Raw genomic sequence first — 18,459 nt, 5'->3', positions numbered from 1 at the left:
GGCGAGGCGAGGGGCGAGCTGGTCGGGGTGGGGGGTCGGGGCGGTCGGGGTGGGGGTCAGGCGTTCGCGATGGTGGCGAGGTGCTTCTTGACCTGGGTGATGGACGGGTTGGTGAGCGCGCTGCCGTCGGCGAAGCGCAGCGTCGGCACGGTCTGGTTGCCGCCGTTGACGCTCATCACGAACTCCGCGGCCTTCGGCTCCCGCTCGATGTCGACCACCTCGTACCCGATGCCCTCCCGGTCCAGCTGCGACTTCAGCCGGTGGCAGTAGCCGCACCACGAGGTGGAGTACATGGTCAGCATGGTCAGTTCCTCCCACTGCTCCGCCGGCGGCTTGCCGATCAAGCCGAGGCTGTCTGCTGCAACACTCGAGGTAGCTGAGAGAATTCCTTGCTGTGGCGGATCACTCTGGGGCGGATCGGGTGCTCGCCGGGCTGGATCCAGAGCAGCGCGGCGCGGTCACCGCACCGGCCGGACCGGTCTGCATCCTGGCCGGTGCCGGCACCGGGAAGACCAGGGCGATCACCTCGCGGATCGCGCACCGGGCGCTCAGCGGTGAGATCTCCGCCCGGCACGTGCTCGCCGTCACCTTCACCGCCCGGGCCGCCGCCGAGATGCGAAGCCGGCTCACCGCGCTCGGGGTGCCAGGTGTGCAGGCACGCACGTTCCACGCGGCGGCCCTGCGCCAGGTGCGCTACTTCGCGCCCAGGCTGCTCGACGGGCGGGCCATGCCCGAGCTGCTGGACAGCAAGGTCCGGCTGGTCACGCTCGCCGCAGCCCGGGTCGGTCTGCGTACCGACCGGGCCGCTGCCCGCGACCTGGCCGGTGAGATCGAGTGGGCCAAGTCGTCGCTCGTCGAGCCGGCCGAGTACGTGGTGGCGGCGGCCAAGGCCCTGCGGGACACCCCGCACGAGCCGGCGAAGGTCGCCGAGGTCTTCGCGGCGTACGAGAAGATCAAGCGTGGCAACGGAGTGATCGACTTCGAGGACATGCTGCGCGCGGCGGTCTGGGGGATCGAGGAGCACGCGGACGTCGCCGAGCAGGTGCGCGCGCAGTACCGGCACTTCGTGGTCGATGAGTACCAGGACGTCAACCCGCTCCAGCAGCGCCTGCTGGACGCCTGGCTCGGCGGGCGCGACGACCTGACCGTGGTCGGCGACGCCAGCCAGACGATCTACTCCTTCACCGGGGCGACCTCGTCGTATCTGGTCGACTTCCCGCGCCGGCACCGCAACGCCGTGGTGGTCCGGCTGGTGCGGGACTACCGCTCCACACCGCAGGTCGTGGGGTTGGCCAACGCCGTGATCTCCCAGGCTCGCGGCACCGAGGCCCGGCTGCGGCTGGAGCTGCGTGGACAGCGTCCGCCCGGCCCCGAACCGGAACTGCGGATCTTCACCGACGAGCCGGCCGAGGCGAACGCGGTGGCGGCGCGTGCCCGGGCGCTCATCGACGCCGGCACCCCGGCCCGGGAGATCGCCGTGCTGTTCCGCACCAACGCGCAGTCCGAGGCGTACGAGAAGGCGCTCACCGAGGCCGAGGTGCCGTACGTGGTGCAGGGGGCGGAGCGGTTCTTCGAGCGGGCCGAGGTGCGGCAGGCCATGGTCGCGCTGCGCGCCGCCACCCGCTCCATCCCGGGGGAGACCCCGCTGCCGGCGGCCGTGGTCGAGGCGCTCGCCGCCGTGGGCTGGTCGCCGGACACGCCCCCGGCCGGTGGCGCCGCCCGGGAGCGTTGGGAGGCGCTCGCCGCGCTGGTCCAGCTCGCCGAGGAGTACGCGGCCACGCCGGCCGTCCTGCCGATCGGCGAGGCGGCGACCGTCGAGCGGCCGGTGACCCTGGCCGAGTTCACCGACGAGCTGCATCGTCGGGCCAGCCAGCAGCACGCGCCGACCCTGGACGGGGTGACCCTGGCCTCGCTGCACTCGGCGAAGGGGCTGGAGTGGGACGCGGTCTTCCTCGTCGGGCTCTCCGAAGGCACCCTCCCCACCACGTACGCGAAAACCGCCGAGCAGGTGGAGGAGGAGCGCCGGCTGCTCTACGTGGGGGTCACCCGCGCCCGCGAGTGGCTGTGGCTGTCGTACGCGGTGGCCCGCTCGCCGGGTGGGCGGGCGCGTCGGCCCTCGCGTTTCCTGCCGCAGCTCGACCGTTCGGGCGGCAGCGGTGAGCGGGCCCGCGGCACCGGTGCGCCGCCCCGGCCGGAGCGGCGCCGGACGCAGATCGTCTCCTGCCGGATCTGCGGCGCGACACTGCTCGCCGGCCCGGAACGGAAGCTGGGGCGCTGCGCGACCTGCCCGTCGGACATCGACGAGGAGCTGCACGAGCGGCTGCGTGAGTGGCGGCGGCGGGTCGCCGGTGACCAGCGGGTACCCGCCTATGTGGTCTTCACGGACGCCACCCTGACGGCGCTGGCCGAGCGGCGGCCGAGCCGCCCCGAGGACCTGATCGCCATCGCCGGGATCGGCCCACGCAAACTGGGCCTCTACGGCGAATCGGTACTGGCGTTGGTGGGCGGCGCGGCGGTCGACGAGATCTGCCCCGAGAAAACTTTCGAAATCGAGCCGTAAATTCGTTTGCCCTCGCCCTCGGGCGAGGAATAGCCTCAGTGCACACCTCGCGAGCGGCGCTGTTCGAGCTGCTCACGAGGGGTTGACCTAGTCGATTCGAGGAACGTGAGGGAGGTGGCACCCGTGAAGATCTTCACCTATGAGCGTCTGGCGGCGATGCCAGCTGCCTGCGCTCCGCTGTCGGCTGTCCGGGTGGCCCTCGCGGTCACGCGACCGTCGGTTCCCCAGGTGCACCAGGTCGAGGCTCAGGCCGAGCTGATCCTCGCCGCCGCGCCGAACGGATTCCGGGGGACCAGTGGCTTCACGGGCATGGGTATCGACGGCGTCGAGAAGCGCACCGATGTCCGCGGCGTTCCACCTCGAGGTAGACCGGTCTGATCACCAGACCGACCGGCTCACCTCGAGGCCGCGGAACCCGTAAACCGGGATCCGCGGCCTCAGTTTTTTGCTCCGCCCATGTAGTCGGAAGTAGCGATCCACGAGATCGAAGTGAGAGAGAGGTGACCGGGTGATGAGTCTGGCGTTGGCCCCGCTCGACCTGGACGTCGAGCTGGAGGCGAACCTCCCCTGCCGGAAGTTCGACCCCGACCTGTGGTTCTCCGACTCGCCCACCGAGCTTGAGCTGGCCAAGTCGCTCTGCGGGGACTGCCCGCTGCGCGTCGAGTGCCTCGCCGGCGCGGTCGAGCGAGCCGAGCCCTGGGGCGTCTGGGGCGGCGAGATCTTCGAGCGTGGCGCGGTCGTCCCGCGCAAGCGGCCCCGTGGCCGTCCGCGCAAGGAGGACGTCGCCCGCGACGCCGCGCTCCGGGTCGAGGCCGAGGCGCGCCTGGCGGCCAGTGGGCTGTCCCAGGAGCGCAACGCGGTCCGGCTGGCGGCCTGACATGAACCCGATCCGAACCAACTACGCCGGCCTGACGCCGGCGGTGACTGGAAACAGCATGCTGCACGTACCCAACGGAGTTGAGATGCAACTACTTCATGAAGCGTTGTCCAGGGCTCGAATGCGACGGCCTCAGGCCGGCACCACCACGAGCACTGAGGCAACCCGTTCCGCCCTCACCGTCGCGATGAAGGGCCGCCAGCAGGCGGCGCGCGACCTGGGCCTTCGCTGACACCCACCGATACGAGGGGCGGGCGGCCGGATTCCGGCCACCCGCCCCTCGGCGTAACCGCTGGGCGCCTCGGGCGGTGCGTGCCCAGGGTCGACGGGGCGGCCCGGGCCGCGTCCCTCGCGGCGGGGCCGTCAGCCGACCGGCGCGAAGCCGGGCAACCAGCGTTCGAGGATGAGGCGGTACGGCGCCTTGGCCTCCAACTGGCAGAGCACGCCGATGGACCCGAGGGTGACCCGGTGGATGAGCAGGTACGACGGGGGCAGGTTGAGCTGACGCCCCAGCTGGTACGCGGGCGAGCGCGGGCTGGCCAGCCGAGCAGCCTCGCCCCGCAGCCAGGCACGGGTGAACCGGAACTCGTCGGCGGCCACCGGCTCCAGCATGGGCCGCAGATACTCCAGCACCGCCTGCGCGTCGATCTCCTCGGTCTCGCTGACGAAGCCCTCCGACCGCAGGCCGGCCACGACGGCGTCCGCCTCGCCCCGCAGCGCCAGACTGGCGAGGCGGCCGATCGGCTCCGGGGTGCCGTCGGGCATCCGGGCCACCGCGCCGAAGTCGATCACACCGAGGCGGCCGTCGGGCAGCAGCCGGAAGTTACCCGGGTGCGGGTCGGCGTGCAGTAGTCCGGCCCGCATCGGCGCGGAGAGGTGCAGTTCGGCCATCAGCCGGCCCGCCTCGTTCCGCTGCTCCTCGGTGCCGTCCCGGATGATCTGGGCGAGCGGCGTGCCCTCGACCCACTCGGTGATGAGCACCCGCGGCGCGGACGAGACCACGGCGGGGATGTAGATGTCCGGGTCGTCGGCGTACGCGGCGGCGAAGGCACGCTGCGACTCGGCCTCGAGCTCGTAGTCGAGCTCCTCGGTGATCCGCTCCCGTAGCTCGACAAGTAGCGGCTTGACGTCGAGCCCGGGCTGGATCGCCCGGAACATCCCGCCGAGGCGGGATAGCTGTTTGAGATCGGCGAGCAGCGCGTCACCGGCGCCCGGATACTGGATCTTGACGGCCACGTCGCGGTGCTTCGGGGCGCCGGCCGGGTCGTACCCCGGGTCCCGCCAGACCGCGCGGTGCACCTGGCCGATGCTGGCGGCCGCAGCCGGGGTGTCGTTGAATTCGACGAAGCGGTCCCGCCAGTCCGGGCCGAGCTGCTCGGTCAGCACCTTGTGCACGCTGGCGACGGGCAGCGGAGGCGCTGCCTCCTGGAGCTTGGTCAGCGCCTGCCGGTACGGGGCGGCGATCTCCTCCGGCAGCGCCGCCTCGAAGACGGACAACGCCTGCCCGAACTTCATCGCCCCGCCCTTGAGCTGGCCAAGGACGCTGAAGAGCTGCTCGGCGGTGCGCTGCTGGATCTCCGCGGAGATCACGTCGGAGGCGAGGCCGGTGACGCGCTTTCCCATGCCGAGGACGGTCCGGCCGGCGAAGCCGAGCGGCAGTGCGGCGAGCTTGGCGGTCCGGGACACGGCCCGGCGCGGGATGTCGGTCACCCGGTCATTGTTACCGACTCGGCGGGCGCGCGGCTGCTGAGCGCCTCGTCACCCGTCGTTCGTTCCGGACGTCAGGTCGGACAAAGGGCATCAGTGGGCATGTCGGCGGGCCTGAGAGAGCGCCGCGAGAGCCCCCGGCGGTTGCGGCGGGCCAGCGGACGACCGCCTCGCCGGATCGTCACCTGGTGCCGCGTCGCTCGCCCGGACTTGCCGACGGTCTCTCAACGGCCGCCACGCGAGCATCGGCAGGAGGGGTGGGGTGGCCAGCCGCGACGCCGGAACCTGCCGGCGGTGGTTACCTCCACCGCCGCGCCCACCGTCTCCGGCGTGCCCCCGTCGAGCTGGGCCAGCGCCTCCGCGGTGGCGAACCCGGCCGCGACGAGCAGGGTCGCGGTGGCGCCCGCGGGGAGCGACTCCTCGCCGGCGAGCTGGGCGGCGAGCCGCGGCCAGTCCGGATCCCGGTCGGTGCGGTGCAGGTCGACGCAGTTCAGGACTTAGGCGGGATCCGCTGGAAGACACGCACCCGAACGTGTAGACGGCTCACGTATCGAGCGGGACGATAGGGCTGTCCGTTTTGCCATGTTCGTCAGGAGTGTGCCGCGATGTCCGACCTCCCTCACCCGTCCTGGTGCCTCAGCAACCTGTGCTCCCCGCTCTCGCACGCGGGCCGCATCATCGTCATCAACTCCCTCGACGGGTACCCGCCCGTCTCGCTCCAACTCCTCCGGGGACACGAGCCCCAGGCTCTCCCGCTCATCACCCTCAAGGGTGGGGTTGGCTCGCTCCTCCTCACCATCCCGCAGGCCCGAGCCGTCTCCCACGCTCTCGCCTCCCAGGCTCGCCGCGCCCGCTAGTCCCGCATAGACAGCAACCCCGGAGCGGTGCCCTCAGCCGCGTCCGGGGTTGCTGCGTCATAAGGGGCGTCTACGCCCCGATCCACTTCACGCTCATGCTCGACTGGGCGTAGGTAACGCCTACGTACGTGTCGACGGGGTTGCCGCTGTCCTGGTAGGCGAACAGCTCCACGTAGTCGCCGACGTTGAGGAAGACGTTGACCGTGCGTGCCGTCAGCAGCGTCTGCCCGCCCGAGATCGGAGGCGTGTTCGCGCCCGAACCGCCGATCTCCGTGCCGTTCTTCGCCCATCGGCACCAGCGGTTCCCGCCGATGGCGGTCGTGAAGGTGGCCGCCCCGCTGAACTCGTAGATGCCCGCGACCTGCGCGGTGTAGCGGCGCTGGTTGTCGCTGACCCCGGTCAGGTGGCCGTTGTGGGTGTCGATGTCCTCGCTCTGGAAGATCAGGGCGGTCCAGGATCCGCTCGACAGGGTCTGCGCCGTGGTCTGCCGCAGGTGCGCAACCGGCGGGTTGAGGATGGTGTCGATCAGGCCGTCCACGTCCTCGGCCAGGGTCTGAAAGTGCTCCCAGATCCGGGTGTGGCCGGAGGAGGTCGGGTAGGTGATGCCGTTGCTAGTGGTGGGCATGTCAGGTGCTCCTTGTCCAGTTGATCGTCAAGGTGAATGCCGGCGACCAGGAGCCCCGGCCTGCGAAGCGCACATAGGGGCTGCCGTCCGACTCGAAGAAGGCGAGCCCGCCCGCCGACCCGTCGACCATCGCCTGCGCCCAGGAGGCGGGAATGGTGAAGGTGGTCGAGCCGCCCACCGCGAGGCTCGGTCCGGAGGTCGAGCTACCGAGCGTCGGTGCGCCACCCGGCCGGGTGGCCTGCGTAACGAGGCGCATCGTGGTCGACTGAGCGGCGTACGTACCGGCGCTGAGCCGCTTGACCTTGATCGTCGCCTTGGTCACCGTGGCACCCGCGAGGCTGCGCGGCTTACTGCCGTAGAACGCCGCTCCGGTGTGGTTGCCCCAGCCGCCGTACTGGCCCTGGTAGACGTCCGTGTTGTCCGTCCGCCAGCCGTAGTTCGGCCGGTAGCTCCGGGTCTCCACCGGACTCACGACCAGCGTTCCGCTGACCGTAGCGGGCTTGGGCGGGGGCGGCTCCTCGTTGTCTCGCCCGGTCGAGGCGGGTGCTGCCGAGAACACCCGGGCGTAGGCGAACCACTGCGGGCCGATCTTCTCCACGAGCAGCACGTCCCCGGAGGCGACCGCGAGATCACGGGCCACCTGCACGACCGTCGTGACGCCGTTGACCGTGGCGGTGACGGTGCTACCGGACTTGTTGGCGCTGGCGGTAGCCAATAGCGCGCTCATGACAGGCTCCTCAACGTCAGCCGCTGCGACCCGCCGCCCGCCGTGTACGGCAGGTTCAGGGCCTCGACCACGCACAGCAGGTCGGTGTATTCCTCGGTGGTGATGGCGACCGTGTCGCCCGCCTGTAGCCCGGGGTGCGGCACCATCTCAATCTGAAACTCCTTGGCCGTCGAGCGCTTGAGCCGGGCCAGCACCGTCCGCGCCGCCGAGTTCGCCTGCGCCACAGTGGTCAGGAGCGGGCTGGAGTAGAAGTACGGCACCGGCAGCGGGTTGAACGGTCCGCCGTGCCGCTTGGGGCCGGAGTAGTCGTAGGCCACGCCCTGGATCTGGCCGCCGTCGGGTGCGGTACCTCGGGCGACAACCACGTTGAAAGCACCCTCGCGGGCGCTCGATCCGGTGGCCTGGATAACCGTGCCGCCCTGGCCGTCGGTGAGGCTCAGGACCGGCGTCCGGGACGGCTCCGCCGGAGACACGTACAGGTATCCATCCTCGGTGACTCGGGCGTCCGCCTCCCAGGCGTCCAGCAGCTCCAAAACCGCGCCGAGCCGGTCTTCGTCGTAGTTGATCCCGGACGGCACGGCACGGTCGATCAGCCCGTCCGACGTCACCGTGAGGGCTGGCTCCACCAGCCCGCGCAGGGTGTTGAAGAGTGTCCCGCTCGGCTGGTACGGGCTCACCAATCGAGCCTCCTCGACCAGGGAGAGCAGGCCCACCGCCGCGACGCTGACGGAGTCGCCATCGGCGATGGAATCCTCGATGACGAACCATCCCCGCTGGAACCACTCGGTGACCCCGTTGCCGATCTCGATTCCGAGCTGCACCCGGAGGCGCTGACCGTTGGCGGCTAGCGGGTGGTCATCCGTAACCGGCGACCAGTCCACGCCCCGGTCGTACCGGGGAACGGTGAAGGTGACCCGCTCCGGCACCCGCAAGCTCCGGTCGGTTTCCTCGGAGGCGGTCTCCACCGGCACCTCAGCGGCCAGCAGTTCGTCACCGAGCCAGGACTCCACCGCGCACCGCAGCCGGTAGCTGCGGGTGAGGACAGACAGCGCCTCCTCGCTCAGCGGGATCATGCGAACTCTCCCTGCGCGATGTCGAGCAAGGTGGCGTAGTCGTCGGCCAGATTCGACAGCCCGCCCCCGAGGAGTTCTACGGTCACGCTGTCGACGTAGAGCAGGTTGCCCGCCGTAGTGCCGATCAAGCCGATGTCGGTTCGGAGGAACGCTGCGCCCGCCGGGGCGACCGCCTCCAGCACCAACTCGGTCCAGACGTTCGGCGTCAGCGTCAAGGTTTTCCCGTTGAGGCCCTCGATGAAGTCGCCAAAGGCGTCATACCAGAATCCGTCGCAGGTGACGGGGTTGATCATGTGCGGGGTCATGATCTTGTAGGTGATGCGGTAGGAGCCAGGAGCCGGGACAGGCAGAGCGCTCGACCCCGTGGGCGACTGGACGCCATCGGCGTCGTCACCCGTGTCCATGGTCCAGCGCAGCGAGCCGTCGCCGTCGTCCGACGGGGTAGCGACACGGGCGAGAGTGCCGCCGGATGCGAACCAGCTCTCCGTAGTGGCATTGAACAGGTAGTCGCCAACGAGCGTTGCCGTCTCGGTGCTCGCGTACGCATCCGCGATGTCCTGGAGCGTCGTGCCGCGCGCCTCCAGCATGGGCGCCCAACCCTCGACCTCGGCCACGCTCAACGCGAAGATGCGGCGCTGGTCGCTGCCGTCCTGGCTGAACCGCCGCTCGGTGGTCCCGAGCACCGCCAGATAGCTGTCGACGCCGTCATACCCGCCCGGCTGCCGAATCTGCACGACACCCTCGGTCGCACCAGCCAGCAGCGCCCGGAGGTTGTCGCGGGTGCTCGTGGTCTCGGTGAACAACTCCAGGTCGGATTCGAACATGCCCATGTCGCCGGACACGACCACGTTCCGTCCGCCGACCTTGAACACGGACGATTGGCGGCTGCTCGCCTTCTCGTCCCAGGCGAGGATGACCACCTCGGCGCTCGCCCCGCTGATGGCGTCGGTGACTGCCACCTTCCCGCCCGGGAGCGTGTACGAGGCGGGTGCCGTCGTGTACTCGTCCGACCCGTTAACGACGGCTAGGTAGCTCACCGGCACCCCGAAGGGCATCTCTGCGTCCACCCGCAAGAACGAGGTATCCGACACGTCGGCGTCGGCTCCCGCCCGCAGCGCGGACCGCTCACCGGAGGCCACCCGGTACAGCTCCACCGAGTCGCCGACGGTCAGACCCGTGACGCTGATCAGCACCCGGGGCGGCCAGGAGTCCTGCTCGTCGGCCGTGATCGCGACAGCCATTACCGCCTCCCTACCTTCTGCCGCCAGTTCTGCCGCCGCTCGGACTCCGCAATGGCTCGGTCGGTGTAGGAGCGGAACGGCTGCCCGTCGAGCAGCACGTTGAGCGTCTGGTTGACGGTGCTCTCGACCCGCGTCGGTCCGCCGGTCCGCGAGACCCCGCTACCGCCCGCGCCCGCCCAAGACGTGTAGTCCGAGAAGGTGAGCTGTCCGCCGCCGGGCATACGGTGGTTGCCGTTGCTCAGGACCTGCACGGTCAGCGTGACCGTCTTGCCCTTGGTGTTCTTGATCTTCTTCTGAAGGGTTTCAAGCCGACCCATCGCGGTGCTGGTGTTCACGTTGACGTCGGTGTTCACGTTCTTCGGCACCTTGAGCAGCTGCGCCGCCAACTCCTCGGCCTTCTGGCGGGAGTAGCCCGCCTTCTCCGCCATCGCGATGAGCTTGGCCCGGTTGGTCGAGTAGGCCGCAGCCGCCTTGCCCGCGCTGACCCCGGATCGGTCGCCCGCGTCCGCCTCCGTATTGAAGGCGTCCGCGAGGTTGAGCAGCGCGGTCATGTTCGCGTCGGCGCGCTGCTTGTTGGTCAGCTTGGCGTTGGCGTTCTCCTTGATCGCGGCGGTGGTGTTCTTGACCGCATCGCGGGAGGCGATCTGCGCACGGGCCAGGGAGATATTGGCGTTAACGAAATCGTCCGACTTCTGCTTGGCGTTGGTCAGACCCGCTGCTGCCGCGTTGGCGTCGGTGGCCAGCGCCCGGAATCCGCCCGCCAGGTTGAGCGAGGAGGACTTGGCCCCGTCGCTGCTGTTCTTGTACCCGTCGAGCCACTTCTTGCCGAACGGGATCTTGTTGACGAAGAACTCAAACGCCTCGACCAGGAAGTTGAGCGCAATACCGGCCTCCTGGATGGCCCCGGCAACGAGGGAAAGCGCCACATCGAGAGCCGCCGCCATCGACGCCCCGTTGTCGCTGAGCCCGGAGAACAGCTCGCCGACGCGCTGGCCGATCTTCTCGGCACCCCGACCGATCACGGCGATGATCGGGCCAGCCTTGGTGACCGCCTTGGTGATGCCGTCGAGGGCAAGCTGCGCCGCCCGCCCGAGCGAGGTCGTCAGCGGGCCAAGCCAGGTAGCCGAGACGTCAAAGATCTGGCGGAGGTCCGGCACCAGACCACGGAACGCAGCCCGCGCCCGCTTCACCGCGTCGAGCGTCGCCGGGACAAACCGCTTGGCCGCGTCCTGGAGCCCGGTCCCGATCTCCTCCTTCAGGCCGGTCATAGCGGAGGCAACGCGAGCGTCCTTGCTCGCTAGCAGCACCCCGCCCACGACTCCGCCGATGCCGGCACCGCCGACGATCGCGCCCGCGATGGCCGGAGCGGCAGCCGTAGCGGCCACAACCGCAAGCCCGGCAGCGGCCAGAGCGACCTGCGGACCGGCTCCGCTAATTCCCTTGGAGAGCGCGCCGCCAATCGTCCCGCCGAGGTCGGCCAGCTTGCCGATGCCTTTGGAGATCCCGCGAACGAACTTCTTGCCCGCGCTGTCGCCGGAGTTGGCCCACCGGTTCGCCGCACCGCCTACGCGCTTGAAGCCGTTCTCCCACTGTCGGAAGCCCTTGCCCATCTGGGACAGGACCCTGCCCTGAACGGTGTTGGCGCGCTTGAGGTTGCGCTCGACGGAGTTGACGCCCGTTCCGGTCTTGTCCCGGAGGAGGACATCAACCTCAACGTCCCTAGCCACGACGGATCACCTCCAACGCCTCATCTACGGCCTTGTTGGCCGCCGCTCGCCACTGGTCAATCTCCGTCGCTGGCTTCGTGAAGTAGCCCGGCTCTACCTGCTGCGTGTGCCACGCTCCGGCACCCCTCCGGCCCCACGAGGGAGCCCGGACCTTGCCCGCGTCGAGCCGCTTCAAGTCGCTCTTGTCCTTGGCTGACTTGCGGGAGCCCTTCATCCGGACTCCCGCCGCGCGGCCCGCCAACTTGGTCTGGACGGTGATCTTGGTCCTGCTGACCCAGACGTTCAGCCCGCCCCGTCTCGGGAGCGTGTCGAGCGCCCGCCGCTTGATTGCGGCGCGGACGGACGGGAGGGGTTGGCGGATCTCCTTGCGGAGGTGCTTCAGGACCTCCTTGCGGCCTTCAAAGCCGCGCAGGTCCCGAATCAGCCCATCCAGCGAACCCATCCCGTCACCCCCTATCCGCTGCTCTGCGGCGGTCAGCCGCCTCTTCTTCCAAGATGTCGACCAACGTGGCCAGGTCCCTGGGGTGCCAGTTCTCCAGCCCGTCCGGCCCCATCAGCGGCCTACCGGTCGCGTGCGCGAGCCGGACAAGGCTCAAGCGGACGGAGCCGTCTGGCCAGGGTCCAGGGCATCACCCGGCTCGCCCGCCTCCTCCGGCTCCGGCATGTCGATGACCTCGATGCACTGGGCGTCGAAGTCCTTCCAGCTCAGCTTGGTCTCGCCTCGCCGGGTCATCGCAGACCAGGCCATGTAGCGGAACGCCGTCGCCAGCCGGGAGTCGATGGCGCTGATGGAGCAGCCGAAGTCCTGGACCTCGAACTTGGCCGCGTCGCGCTGGTCGGCAACCACGTCATACGTGGTCCCGTCCTCCATCTCGACGCGGAGTTCAAACAGCAGGGAGGGCATGGTCGGGTTACCTCTCTCAGGCCGAAGTGCCGAAGGTGACCCCGCCGACGACCGGCAGGCTCAGCTCCGTGGTCATGAACGCGCCCTGGTCGCCGCCGAACTCCGTGTCCAGCGCCAGGATGGTGAAGGTCGCGGTGGCCTGGCCGGTACCGGCCTTGGGCTGGAGGGTGACCTCCAGCTCCGTCCCCGCTGCCTCGCGGAGCGCGGCGGCCAGTCCGTTGGCCTCGTTGATCTGGAGTCCGCTGATCTCGAAGGTCCAGACGGTCGAGTCCACGTCCTGGACCACGCCGTCCGGCACGAGGGTGCGGAAGGTCTGGATCGGGGTGTCGGGCACCAGCCGAGCCTTGTTGAGCTGGTTGGCGTACTCGACGCTGTCGATGGTGACTACGGCGTTCCGCAGGACATAAGCGCCAGTGGGAGCCGGCATCTCACTCACTCCTCATCGTGATCTGTAGTGCGTACTGGTCGGTGCCGCTGGCGCCCAGAGCCACCGGCTCGATGCGGTCCACGAAGCCAACCGGCTCCAAGGCGTCCACCAGGTCCCCGTAGTGGGCATCGACCCAGTCAGACGCGGCCCGCTCGTCCTGCGGCAGGAACACGAGCACCCGCCACGTGACGTAGAAGGCAAAGCCGTCCGCCCGCTCCAACGCGCCGAGCAGCGGCCAGGCATCACCGGGACGCGGAGTGGTCGGCTTGTACTCAAAGCCGGTCACACCGTCCACAGTGGACAGTGCGCTCTTGATGTCGGACCGGGTGACGTTCATCAGCCCACCACCAGACGTCGGTGCGGAGCCTCCAGCCGCCGGACCTCAGGGTCACGGCCGGGCAGGATGCTCGATCCGACCTCGGCGTCACCCTGGAGCACCGCGAGCGGGAGTTGCCGCAGAGCCAGGTTCCGCGCTACGCGGCGCAGGAGCGCCTGCCGGAGGTCATCCGGGTAGACCGCCCGGACGCGGCAAACGGCACGCTGAGCGGCAGCCTCCGCGTCGAGAGCATCCTGTAGATCCTCGGTCTCCCACGACGCCGCACCCTCCCGGAGGTACGCGGCCACGTCATCGGTGGTCGGCATCCCCGTACCGGAGGTGGTGGCGGTGGCGTACGCGGCGAAGTCCACCGCGTCATCCGCAGTCGTGACCCGAGCGACGTACCGACCGGAGGAGCCGACCGTGTACACCGCCCGGTAGGTGCCCGCTCCGAGCCTCGTGAAGGTCGGGTTGGACACCGTACCGCCGGGGAGGGTGACCACCACGGCCGGAGCGCCGTCAACCAGGTAGCCGTCATCGTTGGTCGTCTCGACCTCGATCACCCAGCGTCCGCCGATCGGCAGCAGCGCAGCGGTGCTGGACAGAGCCCGGAGTCCCATGGTGGTCACCTCCTCTCAGCGGTCAGTCGGATCAGGCAGCGTTGTCGTAGATGACCTGGCGGACACCGCCGAGGTCGGAGTTGGCGAACGCCTTGTAGCCCCAGATCGCGATGTCGACCATCGCCACCGGCGCATACTCGCCGCTCGCGTCCGTGCCCGGGAACTCCAGCCGCTGCGGGGCGGTGGCCCAGCCGTGGACGGTGCTCGGGTCGAACAGCCAGGAGTTGTTCGCCGCTCCCGCCGTCGAGGCGAGCGCCCAGGACGGCACGCCGGTCACGCCGCCGAGGTCCAGAGTGCGGAACCGCGAGGCGGCGGTGCCGTTGGCGTTCTGCGGCGCGATGATCGCGTACAGCGGACGGTCGTTGCCGTCCCGCGCGGACACGAACGCCTTGTACAGCGCCTTCTCGATGGCGAACGCCGAGAAGTCGTAGCCCCGGATGAACTGGAGGTCGGCCAGCGCCGCGTCCCATGCCTCAGCCAGGGCCAAGTCGGTCGGAGCCACGCCCAGGTTGATGTCGTCCGCAGCGGTCAGGGTGTTCAGGAAGGTGGCAACCGCCTGCTCCAGACCCTCCCGGTAGCCCCGGCGCATCTGGTTGAAGATGAGGGTGGAGACGGCCGGGTTGCCGCCCATGTCCCAGACCTCGCGGGTCAGCGACGCCTTACCGCTCAGCGCGGTCGGGGTCACGGTCTGGCCGGTCGAGGTGAAGGTGCCGGCGTCCGGCTCGACGCCTTCCTCGTGGTCGTCCACCAGGTTCGCGGCGCTGGCGAACTTGGGGAACCGGAACGGCTGGACGCCGTTCGGCGGAGCACCCTTGTTCACGAAGTCCCACAGCGGGGTGCGGTAGTCGCGCTGGTCGACGTACATGTCCGGACGCTGGATCGTCGGGTTGAGGTCCCCGACGTTGGCGGTCGTGGTGGCGAACGCCTCCTGGAGCAGACCCATGACCCGCTTGCCCGCGTCGGTCCGGTCGCCGTACTGGTCGTTGGCCAGGGCCATCGAGTGCAGGTCGGCGGAGAACACGTGCTCGGTGGGGAGGAAGTTCCCGCCCCGGTCGAACCGGTAGGGCACCGGCTCGGACACGCTCGCGGTCAGCCGGGTCGGGTTGACCACCGGCCGGTCGTCGGTCTGGGTCGGCTTGAGCGCCTTGGCGACAGCCGCCGCCAGGTCATCCATGCTGAAGGTGGCACCCGCCTCGCCCGGCGCACCGGCCGGGGCAGTCGGAGCCTGCGGCTCGGTCGTCGGGTTGTCGGGCATTGCTTCTCCCTCATCTCGGCTCGCAGCCACGGACGTGACGCGAGAGTCGTCAAACGCGGGCATCGCAGTCAGCGACACCTCGCGCAGGTCCGCCCGGCGGACCAGGGTCACGCCCCTGTTCTCCGGGTCGGGAGTCGTGTCGGTGGCCATGAACTCGACGCCGACCGAGAGCCCATCCAGCACCCCGTCGGCCGCAAGCTCCAGCACCCGGTCGCCTTCCGGACCGCGAGCCACCTTGAACTTGATCACCACGCCCTGGGGCGTCTCGGTGAACTCCACGGCCCGCCCGACTGCCTGTGACCGGTCGTGGTCGCGGAGCAGCTTCACGCGGCCCAGGTCGGCGAACTGGAGCGAGCCCTTGTCGAACCGCCAGCGTCGGCCGTTGCGAACGGCAACCCGCCCGTACGGCAGCACGAGGCCGGTGATCGTCCGGGACTCCTCATCAACGCTGAACGTCGCAGCGGGCACGTCGGCGAAGACCATCCCCGCGTCGGCCGACAGGTTCAGACCGATGTCGCGGGTGGCCCCTACGGCCGCAGGAGCGGCCTCCTCGGTCGGGTCGGGGGTCGGAGCCGGGGATGCCCCGGCAGGCAGGTCCGGCATGTTCTCCTCCGCGCGGATCTCCTCGGTGGTGATGGCGCCCATCCGCTTCATCGCCTCGTAGTACTGGACTCGGGTGATCGGGTCGGCCCGCATGTAGTCGTCCAGGTCGAACGCCACCCGGTATCCGCGCTTGGTGACGTCGCCCATCGACAGCCGGTCGGTGATCGCCTTCATGTACGGCGATGAGGTCTCGTTGATGCGGTCCTGCCGCCGGTCGGTGGCGTTCTGGTAGGTCCGCGAGGTGGTCGACAGGCCCAGGTCCTCCGGGTCGAGCCCGAGCGCGTTGGCGAGGTCGAGAGTGACCCGCTTCTGTAGCTCCACGAGCTGGAGGTCAGCCGGAGTCGGCTGGTCGACCTCGTTGTATTTGAGCGCTGCCGGGACGTAGGCGGTGCCGCGCTCCTTGCGCGCCTTCCGCCACTTGTTCAGCACGTCCTTGATGTCGTCGTCATCAACCGGGTCGGCACCCTCCGCCGGGGTGAAGTAGTCCAGCGGTCGAGGCTCATCCGCGTACATCGCGGCAGCCGCGTCGAGGAGCACCGCTCGGCGGATGGCTCGCGCGGCAGCCTTCAAGAGCGCCGGGTTGGGGGAGTCGAACCGGATCAGCTCCCGCGCCGGAGTCTCCGTGCCCTCCACGTACACCTTGCCGTCGACCACGGTGACCTTGGCCGGGTCGAGCCGCCGTGCGTGCATCGGGTAGTTGTCAGCGGCAAACTCGGTGATCTTCCACCATGCGATCTGCTCAAACAGCAGATCCTCGACCGTCATCGCGAGGGTCCAGACGTTGGCCACGTCCGGGTCGATCTGCTCCAGAAACGGATTCCGCACGACCTGACGGTCCGGCCCGTATTGCACGAGTGGCAGCGTCGAGATCGAGCAGATCAGGTTCCGCCCGCGCTGGACCGCTGGCACCGATAGCGCCTCATCCCGGCTGACCCGCGTGACCGATCCGGCCGAGTGCATCATTTCGTAAATGAGCTGGGCTACGGGCTGGGGCGCGGTTTCGTCGGCCATGAATTGTGCAGGGATATTGGGCACGGTGAAGTATTCGCGCATCGCGCTCCAGAAGCCCATGCCCGAATCGTACCCTATTCGGCATGAATCGAGATTGGACTATGACGCCACTACTAGGCGAGGCTTTCCAATTGGAGCGGGAAGCGTTCTGGCCAAGTGAATAGCGCCGGCAGCCGCATATGCAGCGTCGCAGTGCCCGTCACCCTTCCGGCTGAAGCGCCACGTATCGCCGCTCCGCAATTTCGCAGCAGCGGTTACGTGCGTACTCAGCAGCGGATCGCCAGCGTGCACGACTCGGTGGGCCTCGACCTGATCGGCGAGCCCCATGCAGATAGCCGACACCTCCGCCCGGATCTCCTCGACCGCAACGTTGGGCGGCCAGATGTTCGCGGAGCCCTTGCGCTTTTGCAGATCTGCGGTGAGGGCTGCGGCCGGTCCATTCGGCATCCACCCGAACGCAAACGGCTTGACCTTCCGCACGAGCGGCAACAGCTCGGCCCGTAGCTGCCGGGTAGCGTCCACCCCGTTCCACGCCGCCACGACCTCGACCCGCGCTCGGCCATCCTCCATGACCGCAGCAGCCGCGAGGGTCGCGTGTCGCCGGTCGGGTGAGATGTCGAGGCACAACGCGACACGGGACCGGAGCCCGCTCATGTCGCCGGGTACGTGGCACTCCTCCCATGCGACCGGGTCCACCGCCGCGTCGAGCGACCGGACACGCTGGCACAGGATCTCAGTGCGTGCGCGTGCCTCTTCGTCTCCACCCTTCTCCGCTGCCCGCTCCAACTCCTCGCGGAGGCTGTCCGGGTCGATCCGGCGGCCCAGGTTCGGGTTGGCGGCGGCCCACGCCTCGGGGTCGAGGAGGTCCGAGCCGTCCGGAGCGCTCCACTCAAACAGCCCGATGCGGCTGTCGGTGATGCCCTCCTTGATGACCCGGAGCGCGCGAGCGTGGAGCGAGTCGAGCACGATGCCGGTGTCGTCGCCTTGGTTCGTAATGCAGTAGACCTGGCCGAGCGGCCGGGCGTTCATCGCGTTGGTGGCGGCATTCCAGGCGTCCCAGGAGGTGTGCTCCCGCAGCTCATCGATCACGAGCCGGTCGATCGAGAGCGAGCGGCCCGCCCGGCGGTTGGTGGCGGCGAACATGTACTGGCACCCGTCCGCTGTGTTCAGCGCCTCCTCGCCGATCTGCGTGATCACACCCTTGTTCTTGTGTCGCGGCAACGCCTCCCGTAGGTACGGGTTGGCGATGGCGATGTCGCACAGCTTCCGCCAGTCCTTCTTGGCGTAGTTGCGGTCCGTCGAGGTACCGAGGATGACCGGCCACTGCTCCACGAACAGCCAGTACAGCTTCAACACCCGGAGTAGGTGCGTCTTGCCGTTCTGGCGCGCGACCAGGATCAAGACCTGGCGGAACCTTGGGCGCCCATCGGGCAGCAGCTCCCCGGCGTGGATGACGGCAAATTCTTCCCAGGGGTCCAGCGGCTCCTCAAGCACGTACCGCGCGAAGTCGATGACCGCAAAGCCGTAGCTTGTGTCCCGGTCGAGCGCGCACCCACAGGAGCACGGCCCAGGCGGGCCTACAACGAGGGGTGGCGTGTACCTACGCGGCAGGGTGCTTCCGAGTAGCGGCTCCCCGCTGGCCGACCAGCTTGAGGAGCGGGTTTCCGCTTGCGCCGTTGTCGCCGTCATTGCTTGCACCTCCCTTGCGCTCTCGGCGTCCCGCCGGGGTCATCCCGAGCGCGGTCAGCACAGCGAGGTACTTGGGGCCAACGTCCTTCATGGCGTCAAAGTCATCGCCCTGACATGTGTCTAGGAAGGTTGCGTACGTCCTAGCTGTACTGCCCAGGGACGTTGGTTGAGGTTGTGTGACGACACGACGTAGATAGACGTGATGACGAAGGCCTCCGGTTGTGGAGTGGAGCTGTCTAG

19 protein-coding genes are annotated in these 18,459 nt (G+C 69.2%); 4 read left to right on the top strand and 15 right to left on the bottom strand.

The features are described from left to right. Nucleotides 1–56: 56 nt before the first annotated feature. Entirely contained in the window at nt 57–302 is a 246-nt protein-coding gene (locus BXA10_RS00095; protein ID WP_076467261.1) for a mycoredoxin, read from the bottom strand. Between the two features lie 92 nt (nt 303–394). On the opposite strand from BXA10_RS00095, the gene BXA10_RS00090 reads away from it, so the two are divergent. The 3 genes from BXA10_RS00090 (at nt 395) to BXA10_RS00080 (ending at nt 3,437) form a co-directional block, all read left to right on the top strand. Then, nucleotides 395–2,560: an ATP-dependent DNA helicase UvrD2 gene (locus BXA10_RS00090; protein WP_076466495.1), complete on the top strand. Its 2,166-nt coding sequence runs from the start codon at nt 395–397 to the stop codon at nt 2,558–2,560. 123 nt (nt 2,561–2,683) lie between these two features. Then, entirely contained in the window at nt 2,684–2,938 is a 255-nt protein-coding gene (locus BXA10_RS00085; RefSeq protein WP_076466494.1) for a hypothetical protein, read from the top strand. Nucleotides 2,939–3,071: 133 nt separating this feature from the next. Continuing rightward, nucleotides 3,072–3,437 (top strand): WhiB family transcriptional regulator, encoded by a 366-nt coding sequence (locus BXA10_RS00080; RefSeq protein ID WP_076466493.1) that lies wholly within the window; start codon nt 3,072–3,074, stop codon nt 3,435–3,437. A gap of 363 nt (nt 3,438–3,800) precedes the next feature. Here the strand turns inward: BXA10_RS00080 and BXA10_RS00070 are convergent, their stop codons facing one another. Then, a complete protein-coding gene (locus BXA10_RS00070; protein ID WP_076466491.1) occupies nt 3,801–5,147 on the bottom strand; it encodes an ABC1 kinase family protein in 1,347 nt (448 codons plus the stop codon). A gap of 602 nt (nt 5,148–5,749) precedes the next feature. Between BXA10_RS00070 and BXA10_RS00065 the strand changes: the two genes are divergently transcribed. Continuing rightward, nucleotides 5,750–6,001: a hypothetical protein gene (locus tag BXA10_RS00065; protein ID WP_076466490.1), complete on the top strand. Its 252-nt coding sequence runs from the start codon at nt 5,750–5,752 to the stop codon at nt 5,999–6,001. A 70-nt stretch (nt 6,002–6,071) separates the two neighbouring features. On the opposite strand, the gene BXA10_RS00060 is transcribed toward BXA10_RS00065, so the two are convergent. From BXA10_RS00060 to BXA10_RS32645, 13 genes are all read right to left on the bottom strand, one after another. Continuing rightward, complete coding sequence (locus BXA10_RS00060; protein WP_076466489.1) at nt 6,072–6,626, bottom strand: hypothetical protein; 555 nt, start codon at nt 6,624–6,626, stop codon at nt 6,072–6,074. Nucleotide 6,627: 1 nt separating this feature from the next. Further along, nucleotides 6,628–7,353 carry a hypothetical protein gene (locus BXA10_RS00055; protein ID WP_139337853.1) on the bottom strand — a complete coding sequence of 242 codons (726 nt, stop codon included), beginning with the start codon at nt 7,351–7,353 and terminating at the stop codon, nt 6,628–6,630. Continuing rightward, complete coding sequence (locus tag BXA10_RS00050; RefSeq protein WP_076466487.1) at nt 7,350–8,426, bottom strand: DUF5047 domain-containing protein; 1,077 nt, start codon at nt 8,424–8,426, stop codon at nt 7,350–7,352. Before BXA10_RS00050 ends, BXA10_RS00055 begins: the two co-directional genes overlap by 4 nt. Then, nucleotides 8,423–9,619 carry a hypothetical protein gene (locus tag BXA10_RS00045; RefSeq protein WP_139337852.1) on the bottom strand — a complete coding sequence of 399 codons (1,197 nt, stop codon included), beginning with the start codon at nt 9,617–9,619 and terminating at the stop codon, nt 8,423–8,425. Before BXA10_RS00045 ends, BXA10_RS00050 begins: the two co-directional genes overlap by 4 nt. A 47-nt stretch (nt 9,620–9,666) precedes the next feature. Then, nucleotides 9,667–11,394 carry a hypothetical protein gene (locus BXA10_RS00040; protein ID WP_139337851.1) on the bottom strand — a complete coding sequence of 576 codons (1,728 nt, stop codon included), beginning with the start codon at nt 11,392–11,394 and terminating at the stop codon, nt 9,667–9,669. Then, a complete protein-coding gene (locus BXA10_RS00035; RefSeq protein WP_076466484.1) occupies nt 11,387–11,836 on the bottom strand; it encodes a hypothetical protein in 450 nt (149 codons plus the stop codon). The genes BXA10_RS00040 and BXA10_RS00035 overlap by 8 nt, the downstream gene beginning before the upstream one ends. 150 nt (nt 11,837–11,986) lie before the next feature. After that, nucleotides 11,987–12,298 (bottom strand): hypothetical protein, encoded by a 312-nt coding sequence (locus BXA10_RS00030; RefSeq protein WP_076466483.1) that lies wholly within the window; start codon nt 12,296–12,298, stop codon nt 11,987–11,989. A 16-nt stretch (nt 12,299–12,314) separates the two neighbouring features. Then, nucleotides 12,315–12,725: a hypothetical protein gene (locus tag BXA10_RS00025; protein ID WP_076466482.1), complete on the bottom strand. Its 411-nt coding sequence runs from the start codon at nt 12,723–12,725 to the stop codon at nt 12,315–12,317. Nucleotide 12,726: 1 nt separating this feature from the next. Continuing rightward, a complete protein-coding gene (locus BXA10_RS00020; RefSeq protein WP_076466481.1) occupies nt 12,727–13,062 on the bottom strand; it encodes a hypothetical protein in 336 nt (111 codons plus the stop codon). Beyond that, nucleotides 13,062–13,661 carry a hypothetical protein gene (locus tag BXA10_RS00015; protein WP_139337850.1) on the bottom strand — a complete coding sequence of 200 codons (600 nt, stop codon included), beginning with the start codon at nt 13,659–13,661 and terminating at the stop codon, nt 13,062–13,064. Before BXA10_RS00015 ends, BXA10_RS00020 begins: the two co-directional genes overlap by 1 nt. A gap of 31 nt (nt 13,662–13,692) precedes the next feature. Next, complete coding sequence (locus BXA10_RS00010) at nt 13,693–16,479, bottom strand: phage portal protein (RefSeq protein WP_281251408.1); 2,787 nt, start codon at nt 16,477–16,479, stop codon at nt 13,693–13,695. Nucleotides 16,480–16,629: 150 nt separating this feature from the next. Beyond that, complete coding sequence (locus BXA10_RS00005) at nt 16,630–18,024, bottom strand: terminase large subunit (protein ID WP_245828066.1); 1,395 nt, start codon at nt 18,022–18,024, stop codon at nt 16,630–16,632. A gap of 106 nt (nt 18,025–18,130) precedes the next feature. Then, nucleotides 18,131–18,376 (bottom strand): terminase small subunit, encoded by a 246-nt coding sequence (locus BXA10_RS32645; RefSeq protein ID WP_425436014.1) that lies wholly within the window; start codon nt 18,374–18,376, stop codon nt 18,131–18,133. Nucleotides 18,377–18,459: the final 83 nt, after the last annotated feature.

Origin of the sequence: Micromonospora avicenniae (assembly GCF_900156065.1) — a bacterium.
GTDB classification, from domain to species: domain Bacteria; phylum Actinomycetota; class Actinomycetes; order Mycobacteriales; family Micromonosporaceae; genus Micromonospora; species Micromonospora avicenniae.
This window is presented reverse-complemented; position numbering and strand designations above follow the sequence as displayed.